The sequence below is a fragment of the Paraburkholderia sp. A1RI-2L genome, assembly GCF_048957375.1.
Taxonomy (GTDB): Bacteria; Pseudomonadota; Gammaproteobacteria; order Burkholderiales; family Burkholderiaceae; genus Paraburkholderia.
In genome coordinates this window covers 1-25,341 of sequence record NZ_JARBTA010000007.1, presented here as the reverse complement: position 1 = coordinate 25,341, position 25,341 = coordinate 1, and the positions used below count along the sequence as shown (strand labels likewise).

Annotated in this window: 28 protein-coding genes; 9 read left to right on the top strand and 19 right to left on the bottom strand. The window is 57.2% G+C overall.

Annotation, left to right across the window (positions count from 1 at the left end; genetic code table 11):
- Nucleotides 1-27 precede the first annotated feature (27 nt).
- A complete protein-coding gene (locus PWP93_RS36420; protein WP_421048324.1) occupies nt 28-762 on the bottom strand; it encodes a TraX family protein in 735 nt (244 codons plus the stop codon).
- Nucleotides 763-830: 68 nt separating this feature from the next.
- On the opposite strand from PWP93_RS36420, the gene PWP93_RS36415 reads away from it, so the two are divergent.
- A complete protein-coding gene (locus tag PWP93_RS36415) occupies nt 831-2,705 on the top strand; it encodes a DNA topoisomerase (RefSeq protein WP_421048323.1) in 1,875 nt (624 codons plus the stop codon).
- A gap of 26 nt (nt 2,706-2,731) precedes the next feature.
- Nucleotides 2,732-4,102, top strand: a complete 1,371-nt coding sequence (locus tag PWP93_RS36410) for a hypothetical protein (RefSeq protein ID WP_421048322.1) — start codon at nt 2,732-2,734, stop codon at nt 4,100-4,102.
- Nucleotides 4,103-4,265: 163 nt separating this feature from the next.
- Here the strand turns inward: PWP93_RS36410 and PWP93_RS36405 are convergent, their stop codons facing one another.
- The 4 genes from PWP93_RS36405 to PWP93_RS36390 all read right to left on the bottom strand — a co-directional run bounded on the left by PWP93_RS36405 (nt 4,266) and on the right by PWP93_RS36390 (nt 5,804).
- On the bottom strand, nt 4,266-4,556 hold the full coding sequence (locus PWP93_RS36405) for a hypothetical protein (RefSeq protein ID WP_421048321.1): 291 nt from the start codon (nt 4,554-4,556) through the stop codon (nt 4,266-4,268).
- The gene (locus PWP93_RS36400) at nt 4,553-4,942 is read right to left on the bottom strand and encodes a hypothetical protein (RefSeq protein WP_421048320.1); all 390 of its coding nucleotides are present in this window, start codon (nt 4,940-4,942) and stop codon (nt 4,553-4,555) included. The genes PWP93_RS36405 and PWP93_RS36400 overlap by 4 nt, the downstream gene beginning before the upstream one ends.
- Nucleotides 4,943-5,055: 113 nt before the next feature.
- Nucleotides 5,056-5,262: a hypothetical protein gene (locus PWP93_RS36395; RefSeq protein ID WP_421048319.1), complete on the bottom strand. Its 207-nt coding sequence runs from the start codon at nt 5,260-5,262 to the stop codon at nt 5,056-5,058.
- 53 nt (nt 5,263-5,315) lie between these two features.
- Nucleotides 5,316-5,804, bottom strand: coding sequence for a hypothetical protein (locus tag PWP93_RS36390; protein WP_421048318.1), 489 nt, complete (start codon nt 5,802-5,804; stop codon nt 5,316-5,318).
- A gap of 157 nt (nt 5,805-5,961) precedes the next feature.
- On the opposite strand from PWP93_RS36390, the gene PWP93_RS36385 reads away from it, so the two are divergent.
- The 3 genes from PWP93_RS36385 to PWP93_RS36375 all read left to right on the top strand — a co-directional run bounded on the left by PWP93_RS36385 (nt 5,962) and on the right by PWP93_RS36375 (nt 6,873).
- On the top strand, nt 5,962-6,105 hold the full coding sequence (locus PWP93_RS36385; RefSeq protein WP_421048317.1) for a hypothetical protein: 144 nt from the start codon (nt 5,962-5,964) through the stop codon (nt 6,103-6,105).
- A 53-nt stretch (nt 6,106-6,158) separates the two neighbouring features.
- The gene (locus PWP93_RS36380) at nt 6,159-6,404 is read left to right on the top strand and encodes a hypothetical protein (RefSeq protein WP_421048316.1); all 246 of its coding nucleotides are present in this window, start codon (nt 6,159-6,161) and stop codon (nt 6,402-6,404) included.
- A gap of 79 nt (nt 6,405-6,483) precedes the next feature.
- The gene (locus PWP93_RS36375; protein ID WP_421048315.1) at nt 6,484-6,873 is read left to right on the top strand and encodes a hypothetical protein; all 390 of its coding nucleotides are present in this window, start codon (nt 6,484-6,486) and stop codon (nt 6,871-6,873) included.
- Between the two features lie 554 nt (nt 6,874-7,427).
- On the opposite strand, the gene PWP93_RS36370 is transcribed toward PWP93_RS36375, so the two are convergent.
- From PWP93_RS36370 to PWP93_RS36345, 6 genes are all read right to left on the bottom strand, one after another.
- Nucleotides 7,428-8,591 carry a hypothetical protein gene (locus tag PWP93_RS36370; protein WP_421048314.1) on the bottom strand — a complete coding sequence of 388 codons (1,164 nt, stop codon included), beginning with the start codon at nt 8,589-8,591 and terminating at the stop codon, nt 7,428-7,430.
- A 68-nt stretch (nt 8,592-8,659) separates the two neighbouring features.
- A complete protein-coding gene (locus PWP93_RS36365) occupies nt 8,660-10,087 on the bottom strand; it encodes a hypothetical protein (RefSeq protein WP_421048313.1) in 1,428 nt (475 codons plus the stop codon).
- 4 nt (nt 10,088-10,091) lie between these two features.
- Nucleotides 10,092-10,562, bottom strand: coding sequence for a hypothetical protein (locus PWP93_RS36360; RefSeq protein ID WP_421048312.1), 471 nt, complete (start codon nt 10,560-10,562; stop codon nt 10,092-10,094).
- A complete protein-coding gene (locus PWP93_RS36355; protein WP_421048311.1) occupies nt 10,559-11,338 on the bottom strand; it encodes a hypothetical protein in 780 nt (259 codons plus the stop codon). Before PWP93_RS36355 ends, PWP93_RS36360 begins: the two co-directional genes overlap by 4 nt.
- A gap of 20 nt (nt 11,339-11,358) precedes the next feature.
- On the bottom strand, nt 11,359-12,156 hold the full coding sequence (locus PWP93_RS36350) for a hypothetical protein (RefSeq protein WP_421048310.1): 798 nt from the start codon (nt 12,154-12,156) through the stop codon (nt 11,359-11,361).
- Between the two features lie 274 nt (nt 12,157-12,430).
- Nucleotides 12,431-12,889, bottom strand: coding sequence for a hypothetical protein (locus tag PWP93_RS36345; RefSeq protein ID WP_421048309.1), 459 nt, complete (start codon nt 12,887-12,889; stop codon nt 12,431-12,433).
- 1,136 nt (nt 12,890-14,025) lie between these two features.
- Here PWP93_RS36345 and PWP93_RS36340 point away from each other — a divergent pair.
- Complete coding sequence (locus PWP93_RS36340; RefSeq protein WP_421048308.1) at nt 14,026-14,979, top strand: replication initiator protein A; 954 nt, start codon at nt 14,026-14,028, stop codon at nt 14,977-14,979.
- A 358-nt stretch (nt 14,980-15,337) separates the two neighbouring features.
- Here the strand turns inward: PWP93_RS36340 and PWP93_RS36335 are convergent, their stop codons facing one another.
- Together PWP93_RS36335 and PWP93_RS36330 are read right to left on the bottom strand one after the other, a co-directional pair.
- Nucleotides 15,338-16,450: a hypothetical protein gene (locus tag PWP93_RS36335; RefSeq protein ID WP_421048307.1), complete on the bottom strand. Its 1,113-nt coding sequence runs from the start codon at nt 16,448-16,450 to the stop codon at nt 15,338-15,340.
- The gene (locus PWP93_RS36330; protein ID WP_421048306.1) at nt 16,451-16,753 is read right to left on the bottom strand and encodes a hypothetical protein; all 303 of its coding nucleotides are present in this window, start codon (nt 16,751-16,753) and stop codon (nt 16,451-16,453) included.
- A gap of 448 nt (nt 16,754-17,201) precedes the next feature.
- Between PWP93_RS36330 and PWP93_RS36325 the strand changes: the two genes are divergently transcribed.
- Both PWP93_RS36325 and traI read left to right on the top strand, forming a co-directional pair.
- A complete protein-coding gene (locus PWP93_RS36325; RefSeq protein WP_421048305.1) occupies nt 17,202-17,516 on the top strand; it encodes a plasmid mobilization protein in 315 nt (104 codons plus the stop codon).
- A 2-nt stretch (nt 17,517-17,518) separates the two neighbouring features.
- Complete coding sequence (traI, locus tag PWP93_RS36320) at nt 17,519-19,540, top strand: TraI/MobA(P) family conjugative relaxase (RefSeq protein WP_421048304.1); 2,022 nt, start codon at nt 17,519-17,521, stop codon at nt 19,538-19,540.
- Nucleotides 19,541-19,669: 129 nt separating this feature from the next.
- On the opposite strand, the gene PWP93_RS36315 is transcribed toward traI, so the two are convergent.
- Both PWP93_RS36315 and PWP93_RS36310 read right to left on the bottom strand, forming a co-directional pair.
- The gene (locus PWP93_RS36315; protein ID WP_421048303.1) at nt 19,670-20,011 is read right to left on the bottom strand and encodes a hypothetical protein; all 342 of its coding nucleotides are present in this window, start codon (nt 20,009-20,011) and stop codon (nt 19,670-19,672) included.
- A gap of 110 nt (nt 20,012-20,121) precedes the next feature.
- Complete coding sequence (locus tag PWP93_RS36310) at nt 20,122-22,152, bottom strand: phage integrase family protein (RefSeq protein ID WP_421048302.1); 2,031 nt, start codon at nt 22,150-22,152, stop codon at nt 20,122-20,124.
- Nucleotides 22,153-22,235: 83 nt separating this feature from the next.
- Here PWP93_RS36310 and PWP93_RS36305 point away from each other — a divergent pair, with 83 nt between their 5' ends.
- Complete coding sequence (locus tag PWP93_RS36305) at nt 22,236-22,889, top strand: DNA ligase (protein ID WP_421048301.1); 654 nt, start codon at nt 22,236-22,238, stop codon at nt 22,887-22,889.
- Nucleotides 22,890-23,020: 131 nt separating this feature from the next.
- Here PWP93_RS36305 and PWP93_RS36300 read toward each other — a convergent pair whose 3' ends face one another.
- The 4 genes from PWP93_RS36300 to PWP93_RS36285 form a co-directional block, all read right to left on the bottom strand.
- The gene (locus PWP93_RS36300) at nt 23,021-23,983 is read right to left on the bottom strand and encodes a nucleotidyl transferase AbiEii/AbiGii toxin family protein (RefSeq protein ID WP_421048300.1); all 963 of its coding nucleotides are present in this window, start codon (nt 23,981-23,983) and stop codon (nt 23,021-23,023) included.
- On the bottom strand, nt 23,980-24,465 hold the full coding sequence (locus PWP93_RS36295; protein WP_421048299.1) for a helix-turn-helix domain-containing protein: 486 nt from the start codon (nt 24,463-24,465) through the stop codon (nt 23,980-23,982). The genes PWP93_RS36300 and PWP93_RS36295 overlap by 4 nt, the downstream gene beginning before the upstream one ends.
- A 59-nt stretch (nt 24,466-24,524) precedes the next feature.
- On the bottom strand, nt 24,525-24,791 hold the full coding sequence (locus tag PWP93_RS36290; RefSeq protein WP_421048298.1) for a hypothetical protein: 267 nt from the start codon (nt 24,789-24,791) through the stop codon (nt 24,525-24,527).
- 31 nt (nt 24,792-24,822) lie between these two features.
- The coding region (locus PWP93_RS36285; protein ID WP_421048297.1) for a 1-acyl-sn-glycerol-3-phosphate acyltransferase at nt 24,823-25,341 on the bottom strand (519 nt) is incomplete at its 5' end.

Sequence of the window (25,341 nt, the reverse complement as noted above, 5' to 3'; positions counted from 1 at the left end):
CACACCTTTTACATGCGCGATGAATTTTCACCAGTGAAAACGACTACTCAGCAGATAGAGCAACCACACATGGCCCGCGTACCCGATATAGAGGCTATACCGGGGCAGAAAGCGCGGGATTCCGGCCCCCAATCCGACGATGCCGGAGAACAACACCAGCACTATCAGGATGGGCACAACCATGAAGACGTGCGGAAGGAGACACAGCACGAGCAGGAAGGCACAGCCGACCGCGTACAGTACCCCACCCGTTCTGAACAGACCCACGCAGCACAGAATCAGTCCGATCCCCTGCCAGGCGTAAGAGCCATCGAAGCAAAGCAGCCCACCCGCTCCGAACAGCACGTAAATGCTCATCTCGGCCAGCCTGGCCTTGTGGCTCGACAGCCGATTGATGGCAAACGCAAACAGAAAAGCCGCCAGGATATTCAACGATCCCAGGCGCAACTGCCCCGGAGTGTGATGGATCAACACCTGATAGAACGGCCATTGCGTGAGCAGTCCGAACAGCAGACACGTCGCGACGAATCGCTTCCCATTACGCAGATGGTGGACGAAGCTGTAGGCAAAACACCACGCAAACAGAGGAAACGCGAAGCGCCCGAGCAGCTCCATCGCCGGATACGCCTCATGAAGCAAGGCTTTGTTGACGTGATCCGTCAACATCGACAGGAACGCGAGCAGCTTGAGCAAATCAAGCTGTCCTGGGCTGACCGCCACCGGCTGGACCCGGAACCGATAACGCGTGATAAACGTCGACAAAAGCATGCACTCCCGAACGCAACACAAGTACAATGATTGTACATACTTTATTGCATAAGGACGACAAATTGAAAAAGGCGCTACTCGTCGTTGAATCACCCAAGAAAGCCCGCACAATCCAGCAGATTCTTGGCGAGCAGGATTTCGAGGTCATTGCATCGGTGGGCCACGTCTGCGACTTACCGGCGGATGAAGTTGGCGTCGACACCAACTCGTTTGAATTGACCTATGTGCTAACGCAGCGGGGAAAGGAAGTTTTGGCGCGGATCAAGTCCGCGGCATCCCGGTCGAGTGAAGTCATCCTGGCAACTGACCCGGATCGCGAGGGCGAAGCGATTGCATGGCACATCGCCAACCTCTTGAAGCTCAAGAATGCCCGTCGTGCGATGTTCAACGAAATCACCGCCACCGCGCTAAAAAAGGCACTCCAGACGAGCGGAAAGATCAACGACAACCTGGTGAATGCACGGCAGGCTCGTCGCGGCACCGACCGTCTGATTGGCTATTCCGTAAGCAAACCGCTATCCAATCTCCTGAGCCGCCGAGGCTTGTCCACGGGACGCGTACAAAGCGCTGCCATTGCCTTGCTCGTCGAGCAGGAACGACTGATCCGAAACCACATCTCGCGCGACCACTATACGGTCACCCTCTCGTTTGGTGACGAGTCGGTTTGGGAGGCACGCTGGATCATTCCCGATGACGCCACCGAAACGGCTACACTTCGCGGCAACGCACTCATGAATTACGAGCGCAGCGCCCCTATCTGCATGGACCTCGAAGCAGCGAGCGCAGCCGCCGACGTCGCCACTGTCGTCGTAAAGCAGTTCGTGATGCGCCCTGGAAAGCGCATCCCGCCGCCACCGCTCATCACTTCGACCATGCAGCAGCAGGCCGCCAATCGCTGGGGTTACGATCCAGAAGAAGCGATGACGGCCGCACAAAGCCTTTTTGAAAGCGGGCTCATTTCGTATCACCGCACTGACAATCCGAACCTTTCACAGGAAGGATCTGACGCAATCAGGGCATTTGCAGTCACACAGGGGCTTCCCGTTGCCGTCGATCGCAACAAGTGGCCCTCGCCACCGGGCGCACAGGAGGGGCACGAAGCCATTCGACCTAGCAACATCGAAGTCGAAGAAGCAGGCGAAAACGGTGCCGAGAAAAACCTCTATCGGCTTATCCGATTGCGCGCGATTCAGTCGCAGCTCGCCCCTGCGGAATATTCGGTGTGCGAAATCACGCTGACAGACGAAGCCGGGAAGTATGAATATCGCGCAAGCGCTCGAGAACTTGTCAGCGAAGGGTTTCTGAAATTCGCCACGCTGTCAGGTGCAGGCGAACCGGACAATCCAGATGAGGAACAGCCGGAAGACACCTACATCGCCCTGCCGACCCTGACCAACGGCATGCGCTTGAATGTGATGGACAGCGAAGTCAAAAAGCACCGCACCGCCCTTCCCCGTCGATACACAGTCGCGAGCCTGATGCGAAAGCTCGAAGTGCTCGGCATCGGCCGACCATCGACTTACGCAACCACCTTCGCAACGCTGTCCAGCCGTGGATACGCTGAAAAATCGGACAAGCAACTGACGCCCACGACGGTATGCGAGTTGATTTACGACGCGCTGTATCCGACGTTCTCATACTCAGACCTTGAGTACACCCGCAAGATGGAGGAATCACTCGATGCTGTTGCAGGCGGACGTATGCGCCACGTGGACCTCATGCGCGAGACATGGCGAACGCTCAATGAGGAGTTGAGTAGTTTTGGTTCGGGTTCGCTGCCGCGCCCTGACGCACCAGATACCGTCCCGGAGCCGGTCAAATCATGTCCAAAGTGCGGCAGGCTGATGCGCCTGGGCAAAGGTCGCTTCGGAGAGTTCTGGTCCTGTAGCGGATATTTCGAGAACAAAGCCTGTACCTATACCGAGAGTGTACGTTGATACACAGCACAGACAGCGAGAAACGAATGTCACAGGTTCTGATCGGCAACGACTTCTGGAAACAGCGAAAAGATAACGTGGTTCAGCCTATCTATTGGCGAGAATCCGAAGTCTCGAATCACCACGTAGGTGTAGCAGGCACCTCCGGTGCAGGCAAAACACACTGGATACGGCAGTTCGTCACCAACATGCCGGATGACGTCGAAATCGACATTTTTGACAGCCACGGCGACATTGAAATTCCAGGTGCACAGAGCGTGCTATTTAGCGAAGCCACTCGCTACGGGTTCAACCCTCTCGTCCTCAACCCCGATCCGCATTATGGTGGAGTGCGTCGTGCCGTCAATGACGTCATTGAAGCCATCAACAGCACGTCACGTCGCCTCGGGGAAAATCAGGAAGGTCTGCTACGTCATCTTCTGACTGATACATACATCGCGAGGGGTATCAATCCCGAAAATCCGCGGACGTGGGTAAGGCGTGAAGCGACCCAGGCTGAAATACGCCAGATGATCGAAGCCCAGGACTGGGAATCGTATGGCGGCATCTACCCGACCTTACCCGACGTCATCCGCCTCGCCAAACGGAAACTGAAGGCGCTGTGGATGGGTATTGATGACCAGGACAAGGGAAGCTATGCCCTGAGCGCATTCGATGATTTTTGCCGCTCGATGAACGCCATCACTCAGCTTCGAACGAAACTCGCCAAGAGCAAGGCAAAGGATGACGGCGATCTGGATGCCCTTCAGAAACAGATGAGAGCCGCAAAGACGAAGGCTCTCGAAACTCATGCCACGTTCCTGAACAGCATCGAGACCGGTCGGGAGTTTGAAGACGCCATCAAGTACAGCAGCAAGGACGTACTGTTGAGCGTCATTACCAGATTGGACAACCTGAACGCGACCGGCGCATTCAACCCGAACCCGCCACCCTTTGGAAATGCCCGCATCCGTCGCTACGTCCTGAAGCCGCTGGCCCAGTCCGAGGACGAGCTGAAGATGTTCGTGCGCTTCCGCATGCGCGCCATCATTCGAGAAATGATGCAGCGCGGAGAATCCGGTGGAAAACTTCGACGCCTGATCGTGCTCGATGAGTCGAAGAAGTTCAATGACGAAGACGGCAGCAATCCCATCAATGTGATCGTCACCGAAATGCGCAAATTCGGTCTGGCAATCCTGCTCGCGGGTCAGTCTCCAGCGCACTTCAGTTCCGACTTCATCAAGAACACCGGCACCCTCTTGTTACTCAATCTCGCAACGGATGACTGGAACGAAGCGGCACGCAAACTAAAGATCGAAGTCGATGACCTGAAATATCTGAAGCCGTTGGAAACAGGCGCTGTTCGCATGCTGGAAAAGGGAAAGGCTGCGGCGTTCAGACGGGTCCAGTTCCGATAGCAATTGAAGACGCAATAAAGGGCTGCACAGCCAGCAGTCCTTTTTTATCTTCATGCGGTTTTCGATTCCTGCAATACGCGTCGTGCCGAGCCTTTGCAAGACGACAATCGCGTCGTGGGCTTTCACCAGTGAAAAATTCCTAGCATCGCAACATAGTGCAATATTACTTGCTATACGGTTCATACAAGACGCCGCCGCAACTGAGGCAGTGCGTCACCCATGCACCGTCAACCGCGAAATCGAATGGAACGCGCGGACCAGACAGAATCGCATCCAGCGCCGCTCCTTCGGCTTCAAAACGCACCGGCAGATGCCAACCGGCATCATCGGCCGACGCCATCATTGAGCCGGGACCATTAGCGATGCTCCAGCCTCCATCACGCATCTTCACGCCCCACAGGTCATCGTCCATCAAGGACGCTTCGCGATAATCGTTAGAACACTTCTCTGTCATTTCTTTCTCCCTGGTTTTGCTTCGTCCACCTTCGGCCGAGGGGGGATCGGTTCTGGCACTACAGAGCCGTCTTGAATAAAGCGGCCATCGAGCTTTCCCTTCAATGCCAGTGCAGCCCCTTGCGGCAACAGCAGCGGCCCCCAATCGACAATCCGGTAACACGCCTTCACCTGCTCAACATGCACACCTGCCTGCATCGTCGCCAAGCGGAGCGAAGAAAAGACCGTCTTCTTGTCCAGCCCGGTCGCATCAACAAGCCGAAGGAGCGACGCCCCTTGGTCATCGTCCTGGAGGTTCTGGACAGCAGCCAGGACCATCAAGACCTTTCTGAAATCGCCCTTCCCGTATTGCGGAGGCGACATCTTTACGCTTTTACTCTGAGTCATGATCGGTTTATCGGCTTTGATTGATGGCGACTTTATAACGCGCCATATCAGCCGTGTCGAGGCAACCGCGCAGGAATGGCCTCCCGGCCACTCCACGCGCGCCGATGAGTGATCTACGCGTCGTAGTAGACGTTGGAGGTCAGGTTACGCGCCTGTTCCCCAGCTTCCTCCAGCGACGCAGCGCTGAACAACCTACCGCTCGATGCGCCACGACGCTTGCCGTCTGTCGACGCCCACTGCGACAACACCAACACATACGGCCTGCCGATCTTGTCGAGGCTCACGTATGCTGCCACTGCGCGTGCGATCTGCTGATTCATCATCCACCTCCTTGTTCAAATTGGCCGCGCCCCGCACGGCCCGATTGGACCGCTTACAGCGCCGCTTTCAGATGGAGAGGTTCCACCTTGTTATACACGCAACCGTACTTGAAAAGACGCTCCACGATGCCCGCAATATCCGAGTCAGAAAGTCCCACAAACTCTCCCCCTCGCATCCGAATGTCATCGCCATATCGGATGATCTTCGAACCGTTATAGGACACCGTGAACTCACCCTGAGTAGTAGAAAAACGGTGCCGCTCGATACCTACCTTTGCAGCGTCAAACAAAGCGCAGACAGGGCCAACTTGAGCGTCTTCGCCCGAACCGATTCCCACTGCGAGCACTTCTCTCAGACGCTCTGCGGCATACAGTGGCGACATTGCGCACGGGCCGATTCCGCGCAGGCCTGCGACCTGTACAGAGCGGATAAACCCCCGAGGATCGCGCGCAGTGGAATCCCCGTCATACGTCACATTGACAACCGCTCCCGTGGCGCGTACACGCTCAATAAGAACGTAAAGCTCGTTATCGCTCACCATCTTCTGCACCATCCTTTTTTGGGGCTGTCCGAGTTGTTATGTTAGGTGCGTTGTGCGCACCTAGTCAAGCAATTTATTTTGCACTCCTACATTGACAAGGTGCGCACAACGCACCTAACATGCTTTTAATTGATCAGCAACGGGGGAAACAACGACGATGAAGACCTGCTACTGGCACGGCGACCTCGCCCGCTACACCGGCAAGACGCTCACTATTCATGGTGGTCTGTTCTTCGAGATTGAATTGCTCGAAGGCCACATGAAGGGCCAATTGAAAGTCACACAGCGCGCACCGGACTAACCCAAATGCCCCGCTTCGGCGGGTCAATCTGACAAAGCAGGACGTACCGCAACATGGAAATCATCAGCGTGACCAAAGAAAGCGACGGTAGCGCATGGACTGCCTGCGTGAAGCTGCGCGGCGTGCTGTTCATCGCAGCATACGTTGACAATCGGTTGACCGTGCGCCTCGGCCCTTATAAGCATACGCCGCGCCGACCACGCTGGCTCGAAGGCGCCGTGCGCGAGTGGGCAGAGAAGCAGGTTGCAGGGATCGAACCTGAGTGGATGGACAAACACCGCGTGCTGTACGCAGCCTGACAACAACGCCACTGATTGAGCCGAACACATTGAACCGAAACCCGAGCTTTGACGGGGTAGCAAAAAGGAGAACCACAGAATGAAGCAGAACCATCACCGCTCGAAATGCGCGGTCGAGATTTTGTGCGCCGCCGCTCTCGGCATGCTGGTTGCCGTGCCGCTCATTGTCGCGACCGACGCCCACGCAGAATCTCCTGTCGCGCCGGGAAGTCACCCCGTTACCGTCGTGACCCTTCACAGCGAAGTACGGCCCGCACCTGGCATTGACCAGAAAAGCGCAAAGCCCCAACACCCGCCGATCCAGATCGTAGGTAGAGGCGTCAAGAATGCAGGCGATTCGTGTTGGGAACTCAAGAGTGCAGGCGATTCGAGTTGGGAACTGAATGACAAAGGCCAGATCACGCCGTTATCGGGAGACTGTTACATTCTCCGTTCCGCTGCACCGGGCGAGCGTCCCCCGTCGCTCTAACAGGCATAGCGAGGCAGGGATTCGCACGCCGAACGGCACGCGCGAGAAGTCCTGAATCCGCAGATGACGTACCGTTGCACCGCGTTGGATCGGAAGCGCGATTCCCGCAAATGACTACGGCCTCTGCTGATACAATGACGCGTCTTTTGCGTCAACCGTTCACCCGAACGGAAGAAAACCCCGGAGCGCCCAATTCTCCGGGGTTTTTTGTTTCACGCAGTATTTTCGATCACGGACACTGCGCGTCGCTTATGTCGCCGCTTAGGCTGCATTGAGCCAGAAGCCACCCGCAGAGACGACACTCCCACCTTGGTTCAATCGAAGCGGGATCGGAAGGGCATCCGCACCGAGGACACGTCTTAGCCTCGATACACGCGCAAGGGTGCACACAATCTTTCGAAACGTCATAGTCACCCCCAGCGCCGTGGCACGTTCGACAGTGAGCAGGCCAGCGAGTCAGCCAGGCAGCGCGCGCGTTGAGGACTGCCGCCTCAAGTTCTGCTTCTTCCTCATCCCACACGCGACCTTCGGAGTAGTAGCTCATTGCGGAGGTCTCAGTCGTTCACGGCCAGCACGACCGGAAGATTGAACAACCGTCCCCACGCCGCGAGCGTCGCTTTCTGGATGCCGGGAATGCTCGTCCCATTCGCCCACCACAGGTTAGACGCACCCACAAGCGCCTGCGGATGCAGCATCGCGCTACGCAGCACCGGCCACACCAGCAGTTGCTCATAGCAGATCAGGTAGAGCGTATCGACGCCATCAAGACGGCGAACGCCGGTTCCCGTGAAATCAGCAACGATGTGCCGCGTTTTCGAAAAAGGATTCCACATACCCAGAGGCACCGGAGCGCGATCCGGCCATTCCTGCCCACCTTCCGCCCCTACGGTGTAAAGGGCATTGACCCTACGACGGCTATCCAGTGCGCGATCCGCGCCCAGAACGACCGTCACATCGTTCTTCCGCAGCTCGAAAGCTATGGTGGCCCAGTAGAGCTTGTTCAGATCCCAATCGCCTCCGACCGCTTCCGGCAAAACAATGATGCGAGGCTTGTCTTTCATGGCGACACCGACAGCATCCTGAACGCTTTCAAGCGCTTCCCATCCGTCCGTTCGGCTCAGGTGAGTCTGCACCCCTACCCAGCCACGCGGAGCCGGTGGAGCGGCCCACAACGCGTTAGACAGGACCACTGCCATCATCGCACCCACGATTACCACAATCGACTTATCGAACCTGACTCCAGACGTCGCAACGATTGATCCCCAGCGGACCATAGCGAGCATGGTTGCAGCCATCAACAACAAGCCAAACCAGCCCATGCCGGGGAACCAAAAACCGGCCGACGAAAGCGGATTGGCCCATCCAATCTGCCCGACTGGTGGAATGCTGACCAACAGCAGCGCGATGGATGCTCCGACACAAAGACGTCGCACGGACCAGCATAGCCCCCATACAGTCGCGAGCAGGATTGACGGGGCCAGCCAAACAAAGCCCCCCCACATCATCGACTCAGCCTCCCGAGTGTCGACACCAGCAAAGAAAACGCCGCCACCATGAAATAGGCCGCGGCCCGCTGCGGCGTAATACGCAAGCCCGATCAGGAAGGCATGCCGACGCCCGGTAGACATGCCCCACGCCAAAGCGAATAGTGGCGCTACAGCCATCCATGCGCCGACCCCGGAGTAACCGACATATCCAGCCAGCAGCGCGAGTGCCACCGGCCCAATCCGCCGTATCTGGGCGGTGTTAAGGCGCATTGACGGATAGGCTAGTAGCGCAGTCCACATTATCGGGTCGCCTCCAGGTCCGACACGCGGGCAGCAACGGCCTGCGTATCGTTCGATGCCTTGAAAACCTCGCGCATGATCGTCGTGAAGGTGCTTCCCATAGCGTCGATCGCTTTCTGTTGCTCGACCGTCAGATTGCTTGCGGGTGCAGTCTCATCGACTTGTGCCGATTGACTTTGCGCACGTCCATCAGGCTTTGTCAGCTCTGCTGCCTGGCTGGAATTATCCGGAGACTGGTCGACGTGCTCGCGCGCGCTTGCGCCTATGGCTTCATCGAGTCGAGCCACGACGTTTTGTGCGTCAGCCACACGCAAGTCAGCAGGCGTGAGTGATCCCGGAACCCGTTGCGCAAGTAGTGTTCCGACAAGCGACGGAACTGCCTGCCATACGCGCTCGATTCGCCCACCAAGACGGTTCAGCAGCGTCTCAACCCAATCTGGGCCAGCAAGGTCTTTCGTGAACACAAGAAACGCCCCATCGACCGTCACACCATATTCCTCGTTGGTGTACGCGTTGTAGACGCGCTCGAAGCCGAGCAATTCGAGCTTTGACGTTGACGGCGCGTAAAGATGCGCAATCAGAATCGCATCGTGCGGAAGCACGGCAGCCGCGAACTGGCTCATGCTCTGACCAAGCAGCATTTGCTTGATGATTTCGTGAAGGTTCTCAATCTCCCGTTCGCGAACCATCAAAAGCCGTTCAAGGTCCAGCGACGAAAGATCATCGTCGCTTTTCTGGCGAGGCGTATGCGGTTCCGCGTGGCTGACCCGATGCGGAACTGTAGCGGGTGCCGGTGCCGGTTGACGCTGCTCGCGTGCGACGGGCGCTGCTTCGAGAACGACCGGCTCATCATCGTGATTTCGCACGGACGCTTCATCATCGACAATTTGCCCCCAACGCTCGCGGCTCGATTGATCAACTGGTGGTTCGTCTTCGGTAAGGCTTCCGATCATGAAGCCCGGTTCTGCCTGCGCCACAGGCGAAGCCGCTATGCTGGCCCGCAAGTCCGCGACCTCTGCGCTTGATGGTTCTGGCATCGCTGCTGTCAATGCGAAGTCCGAATACGAAGCCGGTATGCGTCCTGCCATTTCGCGCAGCACTTCTTCCGCGTCACCAGCGCAATACAAAACAGCCGACGACCATTGCATGCGTTGCAGCGCAATGAAAACGTCCCCGTACATCAACGGCATCGGCGCATAGTTGCCGTTCGACGGATGATAGAAAACGACCGTATCGCCATCACAGGCGAGCGTCAGCTTGGTCTCGTCGTGAGTGAAAGGCACGCCTTCATCGCCAGCATCCTCATCGGTGAAACCCGACGATGCGAAAGCACGCGTAATGAAACGCTCGTCTTTTGGCTGTGCCGAGTCCGTTCTCGCCAGAACAGCGAAATAGTCGGCGTGGTTTTCGATAAGTGGGTGTGTCATGAATTCACCGAATAAAGAAATGCGTTGCGAACGTCCCTGCTACCGCAGCCGCAAAGCTGCACGCAGCGACGGCCAAAATCATCTTGCTGGACAGGCTAGGGATAGTCCCCGGCGCACTTCCCTTGCCCGCTTCATTGACTGCCTTGACAAACATCGGTGTCAGTTTCTCCAGCAGCCCCTTTGCGACAATCGTTGCCTGATCTTCGAGCGTGGTGCGATGGATGGTTATTGCCCGCTCCGTTGCTTCGCTGATCTTGGCTGGAAGATCGTTGAACAGGTGTTGATGCACGGCGAGCAGAACAACGACCATCACCAGCGGATCATCGTCGGAGATTCCATAGGTGTCCTGGATTCGTTGCCAGTAGATCGCTTCATCTTTCGACAAAGCCCGCCCTACGAGCTTTTCGACTGCTTGAATGAGACCGCTAGACGGCGTTAGTGCCTCGTCGCCAGCGGAAGTAGCTTCTGCTGTCATACGGATATGCCTTGTTTCAGGTTAGATGTGTCGTCATACATGGGCGTGCTGAAAGTGTCGTTGGCGGCAGCAAGCCAATCCTGGACACGCTTGCGCGATAGCAGCTTTGGGGTAACGACGTCCCGAGCATCTGGAGACCACCGCAGATTCACGAAGTCTTGGGGCAGAAGCCGGAAGCGCTTCAACCGGTCATACTCAAACGCACCCAATGCCGGGAAGTCCAGGATGTTGTTAAAGTCCGAAGCAAATTCCGCATTGAAAGTCTTGAAGCGTTCGGGAGGACCGAAGAACAGGTTGCGAACCGGATAGAGCATCTGGAACCGGGAAGAAAGCTGGCGAAGGTAGTCCAACCCATCGTCCCCGGCGTTCATCACATAGAGAAACTTGAACTGCACATCTATGTCGTCATCGGACTTGGAAAGGCTTTCGGTACATTGAAGCGTCGAATCGAACCAGCCCATCAACTGATCGTCCGCCCCGTCTGGCGTGTTAATGACAACGTGATCGGAAATGCGGAGTTTCCGGTAAAGCTCGTTGAAATAGTCGTCCTCAACCATGCTTTGTGCGCTGTCCGGACGTAAGCGACGAAAATCAAGAACCTTCGCCGGAATACGTCGAAGGCACACTCGATGTACATCAGGAGTCCTGCCGTCTCCGTCGATGACGGAGACACTGTGCTCGCCGCACGCAGTCAGCAGGGTTTGCGTGAGTGCAATCGCCACAGCGCTCTTTCCGACGTTCCCCTTGTTTCCGGACACCATCCAGACAGTGGGCATATTTTCACCAGTGAAAGTGATTAGAGACCCACGAACTCGCGCACATGGTCAAGCGGCGCTTTCGCGTCCACTGTGGTCCACGTTTCGAGCTTGAATTGCTCGCTGTGACTCAAATCGAACGCGGCAGGAAATTTCATGGCCTTCGAGAACGGCATCACGCCATCGAGCGCCGCGAACAACTTCGAGGTGACACGCAGATGCAGCGCCGGAAGCGACACCGTAGTACAGACGCCCTTGCCTTCGAGTTCTGCGCGCAGCGGCGATTCGTCCCACATGAAAAACATCTTTTCTTCGCCGAAAACGAGATTTCGCACGACGACCACCTTCGAGATATGCTGGCCGACGTCATTCAGGCTTTCGCGCAGGAGGTTCACACTGTCCGCAAAGAGATTGATCACCCAGAACATCACGACCTTCGGCGCGCCTGGCACCTTTGTGTTCAGGAACCGGCAGAAGTCAACGAATTCCTTCTGCATGTCTTCACCGATGCCGGCCGGGAGAGAAATGGCGACATGCTTGTCCGGATGAGCCTTGATGAAGTCGATCACGTCCATCCAACCGTCGTCGCGCCGAAGGTTGATCTTCTGGCAGACGGTAGCGCCTGCATACATGCGGTCGACGTCGGGATTGCGTGTATCCGCGTCAATAACCGCCATCGGGATTCCAGCCGCGAGTGCATAGTCAACGAATGACTGCATCCAGAACGACTTCCCTACCCCGCCCTTGTCGCCATGCGCGAGAAAAACTGTTTGACTGAACGGCTTGGAATCGATCTTCGCAACAGCGTCGATCACTTCAGCAGCAGCGGCTTTGGCCATTTATTACCTCAATGAAATAGTTAATAATTTGATGCACAGATTTTCACTGGTGAAAACCCACTTTTCCTACTCGTGTCGGCGCAAGATGCTGGCAATTTCGCTGTTCGCACCCTGCGCAATGAGACCTATCAGTGCGTAGGTCCAGTACGGTTCTACTTCTGCCGATTTGCAGCGCGTAATGATTCGGTTTCGGTGTACCCCCATAAGCTCCGCGAACCTTGTCTGGGAAAACCCGGCTCGCTTCAATGCCTCTTTGAACTCAGCACCCGTCATATCAAACCTCGCTACGCCATGCGACTTGCTGTTCAGCAGGCGCCACTTCGGAGGACACCAGCTCGCGGAGATGACGAACACGCAGTAACGATTCGCTGTCGTCGGCGCTCATTCGTTTAAGCGCTTGGATGACGTCAGTACTAAGACTCGAGAGCAGTACAGCAATGGATGCCTCCGAAACCGGCCGTTCATAGAAGGCCCTGTCGCGTTGTCTCGGCTTCGGCGCAACAGCAAGAATGAACAGGACACCGACGACAGCGAACGTCACGAGAACGCCCGCAGCGCGCCATTGAAGGTAGTGGCCTATCGCGGCAGCAACGAAAACGCCAGCGTCCGCAGCGAGGATGGATTTGTGGGTAGTGCTCCATGCCGGCATCTGTTCCTGCGCAATGGCCTGTTTCAGGACCACCAGATCGCTCTGTCGTATTGGCATAACAATAAATGTTGTGGTTTGTAGCACACCGGGCCGATTCTAGTGGCGATTTGATGCACCCGCAAGTGTTGTGTGTCGGGATTCGGCTTTTTATCTCGGTAAGGCAAGCGGCTTTGCCGCGCGTCAGGCCCGAAGGGCAAAGCTCGCGGGGAGTCGGTGTGCAACGCCGGAACCGCGTCAGCGGCTATCCACACGCCAGTGTGGATAGCGGAGTTGTACACGGACGGGCGCGGGTTTTCCGCTTGCCTCAGATGCCCGGTCGATTGTTAAAGCGTTATAAGAAGTAAACGTTAAAACGCGCGCGCGTGTTACGGCTGTGGATAGGACGAATTTATGTAGACGAATCAGCGCCTTGTAAACACTGCGTGTGGGCGATACCCCGAAAAAGGCGTGGGCGATACCCCGTGAGCCGCGTGGACGATGCCCCGATAAAGACGTGGACGATACCCGAGACTATCCACAGATGCTCATACCGAAGGGACCCCAAAATGACCGGAAAATGGGACCGTGGGCGATACCCCGACCCGATGCAACCCTTATGGGGCTCTAGAAATAGGCCGGATCGCGCTCCCGTGAGCTTTGCAGGCGGCCGATGGCTAGCCAATTCGTCCTGATATATTCCCTTTTTATTGCATGTGATATTGGAGTATTACGCATTTTCACCCCAAAGATTAACCGGCAGAGGACGTCAAGTGTGGACGATACCCCGGTAGCCCGTCAGGAAGCGTGGACGATACCCCGGTAGCCCGTCAGGAAGCGTGGACGATACCCCGATAGGCCCGTCAGGAAGCGTGGACGATACCCCGATAGGGGAACGCTACCCCGAGCATCGGAATACTATCTGGCCCTTGCAAATACGCTCAATGCGCGTATATTGCGCACACTAGTGGAGGGTCAACTCAAGTGGATGGAACCAAGAATCAGGCCGAGCATGGCTTATCGAAGAAAGGCCCGGAGCCTGCGGACATTCGGGCACAAAGAAAGGCGATTGGGCTTTCTCAGACCGCTGCGGCAAGGGTCGTACATAGTGGACTGCGCACCTGGCAACAGTGGGAAGCGGGCGAGCGCGGCATGCATCCAGCGTTCTGGGAGCTATTCCAGTTGAAGACGTCCGCTGTTGAGGCTTCACGCGAAAAGAAAACGGGTCAACCTTCGGAAGACTTATGAGCGAACAACCAGAATTGCCAGAACTTTCCCTGCCTGCTGTCGAGGATAGCGAAGTAGCGAAAGACCATCCCGTAGCGAAATATAGGTCCGCGTCGAACGCCCACCAGGCGGATAAATACGCGCAACTGGATTTCTTCGCTGCCGATTTCTATGACGTGTCGGTTAAAGACGATCGACATACGATGGAGCATCCGTTTTTTAGCCTGAAAACGCAGAAAGACACGGCTATCCGGCACTACACGCATAAGGGAATAGAAATCACCGTCACTCCGAGCGTCGCAGGCATTGCGACGATCTGGGACAAGGACCTGCTGATCTTCGCGACGAGCCAGCTCGTTGAAGGTATCAACCGGCAACGCGGGGACATTCGAAATCGTAAGGTGCGCTTCAGCGCCTACTCGTATCTTCTCGCGACCGGCAAGCAAACGGGGGGAAAGGACTACGCAGCCATCCTGAAATCACTTTCTCGTTTGAAGGGAACGGTTATCGAGACCAACATTCAGGTCGGCGGGAAGATTCTGCGCAAGGGATTCGGACTGATCGAGGATTGGGAGACTGTCGAGGACGCGAACGGGAGCGGCATGGGGTCCATCGAAATTACCCTTTCTGCGTGGCTCTTTGAGGCTGTGCAAGCACTCGAAGTGCTCACGATCAATCGCGCCTATTTCAAGATTCGCGGAGGGGTTGAAAAGCGGCTCTATGAAATCGCACGTAAGCATTGCGGCCGACAAGCTACCTGGTCAATTGGCGAGGAAGAACTGTTCAAGAAAACCGGGTCGACTGGAAGCATTCGCGATTTCAGGCGCATTCTGAGAGAGGTCGTCAAGACGGACTCTTTGCCCGATTACCGTGTGCGGTACGACGAGAATCTTCGCAAGGTGACTTTCTACACGAAGAACATGAAAGCGCTTGGCATGGAGGCGCTTGAAAAGATCGTTGCTGCGGCGTGACCTCGGCGGCTTCCGGCCTTCGGGGTAGCGTTCCCCTATCGGGGTATCGTCCACGCTTCCTGACGGGCCATCGGGGCATCACCCACGTTCGGCGCAGTCGGAAACCTGCCACTTCCGCCGTTCTTCGCAATATGCGTTGTGGATTGTCGATAAAACGGCGCAAAACTAGCACGCACAGCCCATCAATTAGGCAAAGGCCGAACGATAGACGCTGAAAAATGGCGGATATGCCCAGTTTTATATCTATCGGGGTATCGTCCACGCGGCGGCGTCGGGAATCGTCCACGCTCTCGTTTTCACTGGTGAAAATTTTTCGACCGAACCGTCGCACTACTACCACTACGCCCTTCCGCCACCGTCACGATTTTCGACGGCGACCAATGATGCTGGTATCGAGTTCGACAAAATCACCGCTAGTCCTGCCGACCGAAGTAGGCACTGCCTGCTTCCACTCCCTGCGATTCATCATTTCAGTGCCCTTCTCTACTGATTCGACTCCAGCGGCGCTTCTGTATTCCAGTCTGCCGACATAGAGGCGCTGATTGCGCGTGAGCAGCAATCCAGGGATCGCCGGGTGTTCCAGCACTGTATCTCCCAGCACCTCGGGCGGAAGTCCGGCGACCATTTCTATCTGTTCATCTGTGGGGTTTGTGAGGCAATAAGCCGAGCCAGTCGCCGTTGTCGCCTCGAGCGACGACGGCGACTGCGTAGCAGCCGTGACGCGCGAAGGCGCGGCGTTGGCTGCTACGACCGGCGCAACCAGCGCCGGCGACGTTTTTTGCGGGCGCGATAGCGCCTCAGAATTCGCTGACGTCGCAGGCGTCGCCTGCGACGTCAGCGTTCCCGATCCCATCAAGGGATCGGGCGGCGCAAAACTCCGCGAGGACGTTCCTTTATCGGTCTCTGAATTTCCCGACCCGTCACTGCTTTCATCCCCTTCGGTTGATGCTTCCGAGGGCGGCGCACTCACAGCGGATTTTGCGTCTAGGGTAGGTGCTGGCAATCCTGGGGCGTTACCGATTGACGGTACTGCTGAGAACGCGTTGATTGCCGTCGCCGCGCGACGGTCCCCCTCTGCCGATACCGCCGAGCGAATAGCCTGCTTGGTCGCCTGTATATCGCGAGTCCGGTCTACTTCAACCGTCGTTTTCTCTGCAACGTCGATAACACGCTCCATGCGCTTCAAGTATTTCTGGCATTCGTCCAGCATATCGAGCAGGCATTCGTTGTAGTACGTCCGAACCGTCGCCAGTGCGATTGGGAAGCCCGCCTGATTGAGTACCCGGTGGAGTTGGGCGAAAGACATGCCGCGCTGTCGCATCACGTATAGCTTGGGCATCATCTCCTTGAAAACCGTCCGATAGCTGTATTCGTCGGGATCAACCGCCACGGCAGCTACTTCGAGGCTCACGCCGATAGCGTGCTTATCTACGATGCCGATCTTGCGATTCGGCTTCTGAATGACTGTCATTCAAGCCCCCTGCTTTGTTGTCTGCTGTCGCTCGGCGTCGAGCTTTTCGAATGTTTTGCGAAGCATGGTCAATTCGATTTCGACTCCGCCTGCCGCGAAGATTCGCTGGATTTTCGCGAACGTCACGCCTGCTTTTCGCATCGTCGCTATCTGATCCAGCACCACACCAACAGCGGCTTCCGCGTCAGCAATCTGTCTTTCCTTTCGCGTCAGGATTCGTAGCGAAGTGATCCGCTCCTTGTCTTCTAAGCTAATGCTTTTGGTCCGCACGCGGCTTACGTCACTTCCCAGCTTGGCCTTCATGCTTTCTCAAGTCGTTGTCGACTGCCTGAAACTTTGATGGCTGCAACATACCATTTGCGCCCAATTTAGTCCAAAAAAACAGCAACAACTAATGCAAGTTCCGTCACACTGGCGTACATTTCTTCCTCAGCGGTTCGCCTCGAAGGCGTCGAAAAAGTGTCGGCAACCTACGGTTGCCGAATAGCAAAGCCGACTACCTTTCGCCGCTATCGCGTCCCAATTTCGTCTTCAAATCATCTTCAAACCATGTGAATCCGCAAAACGAATTCTGGGACAGGATGCCAGGTGTGGCCACAAACTGAAGTTTGCGGCCCCAACGGGGTAATGGCTAGGTCGCTTCGCGCCCGTCGCCATTACCCCTCCTGGGGATGCTCAGGGCTTCGCCCCGAGACCCCGCTTCGCGAAAACTGCAAGCCGCCGCGGCAGCGCAGCGGATGGAGAACACTAGATGGGTTTCAGACAGAAGGACGGGCCGAATGCGACCGTCACAAAGAAATTTCGCGTCACGCCGGAAGACGCGATAGAGATTGAAGCGAAGGCTCGCAAGAGCGGCCTCACGTTTTCCGAGTACGTCCGACGTTGTGCGCTCGGGCGGCGTACTGCCGCGCGTTACGACGCCGACGCAGTTGAGGCAATCACGCGACTGGCCGAGGCGGTTGGACAACTGCGCAACGCCGTTGCCAGCGGCGACGCGCAGTTCGACGGCGAGAATTTCCGGCTGATTGGAGCCGAGTGCGTCAAGACTTTGGAACGGATGGTCTGACCGTGATTGCAAAGCAAATCGCAAACCGACATGACGGGCATTCCGATTTCGGCACGCTGGCGAAGTACATCACCAGTGGGATGACCGACGCGCAGTTGAGCCAATTGGCAACGGATCTTCCGGGTTTCGGACAGCTCACGCAGTATGTTGCGCAGGAGACGGATGACGCAGGTAAGGAAAAATGCGTCGCCGTCAGCATGAACCGCCTTTTGTCGGTCGGAGCCGCGCCGGTCCAGTTCTTCCAGACCGCCAATAGAAACCCGAGCGTGAAGAATCCGGTAATCCACCTGGTTGTGAGTTGGCCGGAACACGAACGCCCGTCCTACGATGCGGTCTTTGCCGCGAGCCGGGACGTGCTCAAGTCGTTGAACCTGCATGAGCACCAGTGGCTCATGGCGATTCACAATGACACCGACAATCTGCACTGCCACATCGAGGTCAGCCGAATCCATCCGGAAACCTTCAAATCGCAGCATTTGCCGTGGATGCATAAAACGTTGCATCGTGCAGCGCGAGAAATCGAAATCAAACATGGCTGGTCCCACGACAACGGACTATTCGTTGTGCGTGAATTGCCCGATGGCAGGAAATTCGTTGTTCCGAATGACGCCTACAAGGAAACCAAAGGCATCAAGCACGAAGCCTATGTTCAACGACTCGACCGTATGGAAGCGTGGTCGGACGAGCGCTCCCTTGTCGACCATTGCAGGGACGTTGTTACCAACGAACTGGTCTCGACAATCGCGGCCGGCAAAGACTGGGACGCTGTTCATAGCGTCTTCGAAAAGCACGGCATGCGAATCGAAAAGGCGGGGAGTGCTGCATTCCGGCTTGAGGCGATGACGCCCGATGGCGAGATCGTGAAACTACCTGTGAGTAAGGCATTGCGAGCCGTAAAGTTTGGTGAGGTCGAAAGCGTAATCGGTCCATTCAAACCCAGCGGAAAGCCTCTCCAACCGGCAGTCACGGCGCAGTCGCAGGCAACTTCGACAGCGCAAACGACGGGAAAGGCCGCACCGCCTAAACGAGATCCCTTGAAGCGAGAAGCGAGGCGCCTGGAACGAGCCGCCGAAAGAACGGCGCTGATCGAGCGGTTTAAGGCCGAGCAGAGTATGACCAAGGCGAATCGCGCGGAATCGGACGCAGCGCTGCGCACGATAACAACCGAGAAGAGAGCACAGGTCTCAGCGCTCAAGCAGGCATTGGCCCGTCAGCGACATGAGGCGAGGCAATCAGCGTTGGACCCCAGCCAACGGAAGGCGCTTTACAGTCTTCTGGCCTTCGAGCGTGCGCGCGAGCTCGCGCGCATCAGCGCCGAAGCCGAACAGAAACGCGCGCTTGTTATAGCTGCCCGCGTTCCTTCTTTGTCGTGGCGGGCGTGGCTGGAACGTGAGGCCAAGGAGGGCGACGCGGCTGCACTCAGTGCGCTGCGTGGCATCGTGTACCAGGAGCGCCGCGACGCGAAGAAAGCTGGTGTGACGCTCCCAGCCGATGAATCGGTGGAGGACGATCCGGAGAAGGTGCTCGCGGAATTGCTCGCCCGAGAACGCGAGGAAGATGCGATAAGGTCAGCACAGCCCAATCGAATCCGCGCGCATCAGTCCGAGGCATTGATGCGGGAAATCAGCGGTTTGCGCTGGAAAGTGACCAACAATGGAAACGTCGAATATCGCCGGGAATCTGGCGCGACCGTCTTCGTGGATAAAGGAAACAAGCTGACCTTTGACCGCAAGATTGTCACCGACGCGGACCTTGCGCTGGCCCTGTTCCATGCGCGCGAGAAATGGAGCGGCGGCATCGTGCTGACGGCAGGCGACACCGTATTTACGCAGCGCATGGTGAAAGCGGCGGTCGCGGCTGGGATCACTGTCAAGAATCCCGAGCTACAGCAGATGCAGGCGGCGTTCCAGGCACAGCGGGATGCAGCAGATGGAATCGTTGCTTCCAAGCCGACACGCGGAAATGGCCAGACGAAGCCGAATCAGGGAGGCAGCAGTAGCAGCAGCAGCAAACGCCGCCGCTAGGGAATTTTCACCAGTGAAAATATGCAAAGGGCGGATCAGGGAGACCCCCGACCCGCCCATTTGGTTTGCAGATGGAAACGAATCTTCGCTCGCAACTAACCGTCTGCCGCGACCGTAACCCTCGAAGAATCAGGCCCAGAAGCTCCGATGACCCTTGTGAGCACCGAACGCCATCAGGAAGGCAACGACAGCGAGCAGGACATGCGGGACGATTCCAGCATGAAAGCCTGTTGCGATTTGCCAGCCTGCTACACCCCAGGTCAGGCTCAGAACCACCGACAAGAGACCACCGAGATATGGGACACGAAGTGCAGCAAGGAGACCGAGCGCAACAGCGATGAAGGCGATCCATGAGTGCAGGGCGAAGCCGAGCACGCCAGCTATGAAGACCACTTCGATATTCACCAGCTTGGACGCGTCATAGTCGCGGCGCGCCTGATTCATTGCTTTGGTCAATTCAGCTTGGGTCATCTTATTCCCCATCTCTTATCACTTACCACCATTATGACGTCATGATATTATGATGTCAACAACTATTTGAGTGTTTACGCCTGCGCCTACTGCGATTTTCACTGGTGAAACTATGTAGACGGCAGCATTCCCCGAGCGAACTTCTCCATCGGCTCCCAGCGCTCGTTGATTTCGATGTGAGTGTACTGGGAAGTGGTCGCGATAGAAGCATGCCCCAGATTGTCTTTCGCGTGTGCCGGCGACGTTCCGAGACGGATGGAGTGAGTGGCGTGCGTATGGCGCAGCCAATGCCCGCTTGCACGACGCAAATCCTCTGCGGCCTCTGAATCACCCAGGAGACGCGCGGCCTGCGTGAAAATCCGCTTATACGTTTCCCCAACGGTCGATGCAGACAGCAACCCCGCACGGTCATTGCCGTCAAGGCGACCAACAAGCGGAATCGGGTCTTTCGATGCCGCAAGGGCAATGAGCGACCCTGTATAACCTCGCGACAGTAGATACGCGCGTAACGCGTCGACAAGCGGGGTTGGCAAAGGCACCTTGCGACTCTTTTTGCCTTTGCCGATCACGCGCAGATACCACCGCAATGACACATCAGTCGGATCAGCCGCTTCGAAGTGTTTCAAGTCCTGGACCTTTGCGCTTGCGATTTCCGAAACCCGCAATCCGCCAAAACAGCCCAGCAGCAGTAAGAACCGGTCACGAAATGCAGTCGGTGACAATGCCGCGGCTTCTTCCGAATACGCGCCGTTGATGAGGAAGTGCCACTGGCCGATGCTAAGGCTACGGTCGGACGGATCGCGGTCCCCACCGGGTTCGGGGCAGGTCCCCGATGACACCTTGACTCCCCGAAACGGGTTTGACGCCAGATAGAGTTGGCTCGTCAGCCAGCCACAAAGGCTGCTTGCCGCTGCGATTGCCATCTTGCAGCTTGACGCCGACAGTGGCCCGGTGAATGGTCGCCAAGCTGGGGACCAACGCTCCGCGCCGTGCGGACCCACCCAGACGTCCGCAGGCTCCGGGTTTAAAAGGAAGTCCCGGAACGCTCGCGCGTCATCGGTATTAAGCGATGACAGCGCTTTGCCCCGCGCGAAGATCGACCAAAGCAGCAGGCGTTCTGCCTGAGTGCGATAAGCACGCCACGTATGGGGTTTGTGTTCAAAATCCCGCAACCAGCTATAGATCGCCGCGTAGTCGTTGTTCGCGTCGATCTGCTTGCGCTCAATCGGCGCGCGATTGCGGCCCGTAGAGCCGTCAAGCGAGGCGGGGACCGTCAGAGCCTCCAGTGGAGCGATAGAGGCCGTGGGCGCACGCGTGAACGCTTCTGGCGTTGTAGCCTGGAGTTGTCGGCGCGGAACCAGCGCGCGTTGTGAGAGGACATGGCCAATGCTGTCCGAGTGACCCGTTAGCCAGCTAGTCACGCGGGTAGCCCGCTTTTCACCAAGACCGGCGATTTTGGTCCACCACCTATGTCCGTCGCGATTGCAACGGTTCACCAGATCATCGAGCGTATAAATCTGTGCAGCATTGAGCCGAGCAGCCAGGGCTGGCTCAAGCCAGCCTACGATCATGTGATGCAGCTTCGGTGTATCGACTAGACTGACTTCAAGCGACCGAAGCGCCGCGAGCTGGCGCACGCGCAGGCGCTCTTTTGCACCTGATGCACGCCGGTCGGCAGCGACGGGCCGATCCCGCTGCGCTTCCTCAAAATACGCGATCAGGTCAGACTCGGACAGCACGCCTTCCGGATCGAACTCAGCGGCAAACGTCTCGAGTGTTTGCTCGTTCGACGCTTCCGCCGACGCTCCGGAAGCGGCCGGAACCGGGATAGGGCCAAGACCGAGAAGTAGAGCGCTTCGCCGGTCGCCGCTGCGCGTTGCGGCGAGCGTGAGAGTCTGTCTGATCCACTTGAACTCAGACCGGATCGACCGGACGTCCCTGGGCGAAAAGTGCAGATACCGTTCTGCGGCCTTGTCGATTTCCACGCCTTCGAGATACGCACGATAGAACGCGAAATGATCGGCTCCGACCTTCCGGCGCTCGCTGCTTTTTCTAGTCATTTGTTCGGCAAGTGATTGATTGCGCTGGGGAAAAATGAAGTGTAACGAAAAATCCCCCAGTTGTGACGAAAAAAACAGCACCCGTGATAAGTACAGTTATCAACGATGCTGGTTGTGTCTGAGACGTTCGTTGGTCGCGTCCGTAACTCAATGAGCGCATGGGTATGCCGATCCTGATTGATTCGCGTGACCTGATGCTGGCGACGCTGCGTCGGCGCGCATTCTCGGATAAGGATTGGTTGTTTCAGTGGAAGTACGACGGCTACCGGTGTCTGGTGAAAAAACAGCGCGAGCGGGGTGTCGAACTCGTCAGCCGGGAAGGCAAATCGCTTAATCGCTCCTTCCCCGAGGTTGTCGCGGCGGTTGCAGCCCTACCTGGTGACTTCGTGTGGGACAGCGAACTTGCGGTCGGTGGTGCGCGCGGAGAAGAGGCATTTGCCCAGCTCCAGCAACGGGCCAGAACGAACTCGCCTAAGAGCGTGCCCGCAGCCGTGCGACGCTGCCCCGCGCGAATCTTTGTGTTCGACATGCTGGTATCGGAAGGCGTTGACCTACGCGGAAAGCCCCTGGTTGAGCGCAAGGAGATGCTGCGCGACTCGTTCGAGGACACGTCCACGCTGGTTTATGTGACGGACGTGGAGGGCGTAGGTGAACTCGCTTTTGAGCAGGCTCAACTTCACGATTTTGAGGGAATCGTCGCAAAGCGTAAGGCATCGACCTATGTGCGGGGCCGCTCGCTGAATTGGATCAAGGTCAAGAACGGGTCGTATACCCGCCGTGCCGCACTGGGTTTTGGCGCGAGCGCGAAGGGTGGGTGAATGTCCCTGGGACGCGTCGGCAGCAGCAAGGAATGAACGCGGTCGCCGTTTTCACTGGTGAAAATCACCAGAGCCAACCCAATGGGCGGCGGCGGCGGTGGCGACGACGACAGCGCGCTGCATCAGCGCGACTACCTGCGCTTCGATGCAGTGTTCGTCTTTGAAACGCTCCCGAGCGATGCCTGACCGTCCTGATAGCGCACGCGCAGCAGGGCGTCGGATGGCATGAAAGCATTTGCGTCATGGTATCCGAGCGCGGCGACGTCATGAACAACTGCATCATTGCGTCCGATGTTTTGCACCGCATGACGCTCGGTGCGATAAACGATGGGTCCGCAGTATTCACCCTTGAACGTGTCCGTTTCCTGCAAGACAAGTCCATTGTCGGATGCAAACGCTTTGGCTTCCTGCGCCGAGAGCGCGCGGATTGCGCGAAGCTCGTTGAAGTACGACTGCACGACGTCCACCGCATGCTCAAAAGTCGGGGTGTAATCGCGCGTGTCGATGGCGTTGAAGCGGTCCATCATCGCTTGCGGCGGCGCCTCAAGTGCAGCCCCAAACCTGTCCAGGTGCCGATACAGGAACGGTCGTGCATGCGCGAGGGTATCCGGTTCATGCTCGATGACCATCGACAGGTCGAACAGGTCGCGAGGGGTGCCCTGGTCGCCACGGTGGTACATCTTTTTGGCGACGATTTCGGCTGCCGTCTCCACATTGACCGGTCGGTCAAAGAGCGTCCACGTTTCGTATGCCTGCGCGTCCGGAACCAAGTTAGGCGAGGCTACGAAGTCGATTTCTCCATGTTCTAGCTGTAGTTTGATGAACGAATGGGACTCACGATATTGACCGTCGCACATATTCTCCGCCACCGAGCTAAGGCGTGGGTTCACATATCCCAGCGCTTGTGTGTCGGGCACAAAGAAATCGATGTCCTTACTCACCCGATGGTTGTGCCGGAGCATCAGCACAGTGCCACCACCAAATGTGAAAAATGGATTGGATTTGCCGTACTTCGCGATCTCATCAACGAGCGTCAGGGCGTTTGGCAGGAGAGTCTGCCAAAGCCCTGACGGTAGTTCTTGAGGTTGGCTCATGCCCAGAGTTCCTTGCGGGTAATTGAGTGGCGTTGCGCGAGCTTCGTGACGTTGGCCCAAATCTCGGTCGGCGGGCGATGCTCCTGCTGCGCCGCTTCCTGAACAGCCATAACCACATAATCAAGCGGCGACTCGTCAAGGAAATGGCCGACATGTGCCTCAAAACCTGACGGCACCTCGGCGGTCGCAAGCGTGCGCTCAAGCATTTCCTGAGTCAGCTCCCCACGGTAGCTCACGCTCGCGTTCTTTGCGGCCATCCACAGGGCACGCTTCGGTTTGTTCGGCGTAGGAACGAACGCCAGGCCGAGCACTTCCATAACCTTGGCGACCCGTTCAAAGCCCAGATCATTGGTGCCCGCTTCGAGCGTCTGAATGGCGCGGGGCGATTGCTGCGCCATCCGGGCAAGGCGCTGTTGCGTCAGGCCAAGGGTGCGCCGCCGCTCGCTCACCAGTTTCCCGAGGGATTTAATGTCCATAGCCATACTGAAAACCTCCGCTCTCAGTATAGGCCCGGGTGCATGAACACGCAAAATTTTGCGTGTCACGGGTGCCAGTTTTGGAGGCGGATGACCCGACCATCTGTCTCTATTTTCAGGCCGCGATTGATCATGAGAGCCTGCGTGCCAAGATGCACGACGAGGGACAGGAACTCGTCGTGGTCCATCGCAAGGAAATCGCGCACCGCAGCCGTCCTCGCAAAGTCCTTTTCATGCAGGAGCACGTCAACGCGTGTCTTGCGCCCTGTGCCCGGTAAAACGCTGAGAGCAACAGCTTGCTCCAGCGCGCTACGTGATGCGTTTGCGCCCATCGCGATCCCCCTTTTGAGCGGCTAGATACGATTAGAAGTCGAGGGTGATCCTCGGCCAGAGACGTGTGCCAGCCTTGGCAAACAGGCGGCTATGCTCTGCGCCGTGAATTTCAACAGCGACTGGTGTCGCGCCGGTCCTGGCAACCAGCCATTCAAGCCCCGGCTGGTCGGATTGGCGTTGCCCCGAGGGCGAAATGGACCCTTCCGGAAAGACCATGACGTTGGCACCGGAAGCGATAGCGCGCCGAAGCGAACGGATGCCAAACGGTGCTGTCGCGTCGATTGGGACAACCGAACCGAAGCCCATGCGCGACAGGAACCCGAGGCCGATACGAGCGGCCCACGAGCGGCGCGAATAGTCCGTGTCTACTGCGAACACGAGCGGAACCGGACTGGCCAGGGCGACGATGATTCCGTCAAGCAGTGAAACATGGTTTGCATGGACCACAGCACGCCCACGGCGCAAGGCAGCGCAAGCGTTGGTGCTGTATTGAACCTGTACCCTGAGAGCGCGCAGGCCGAACGCGGCGATGCAGTGCTTCACGACCTT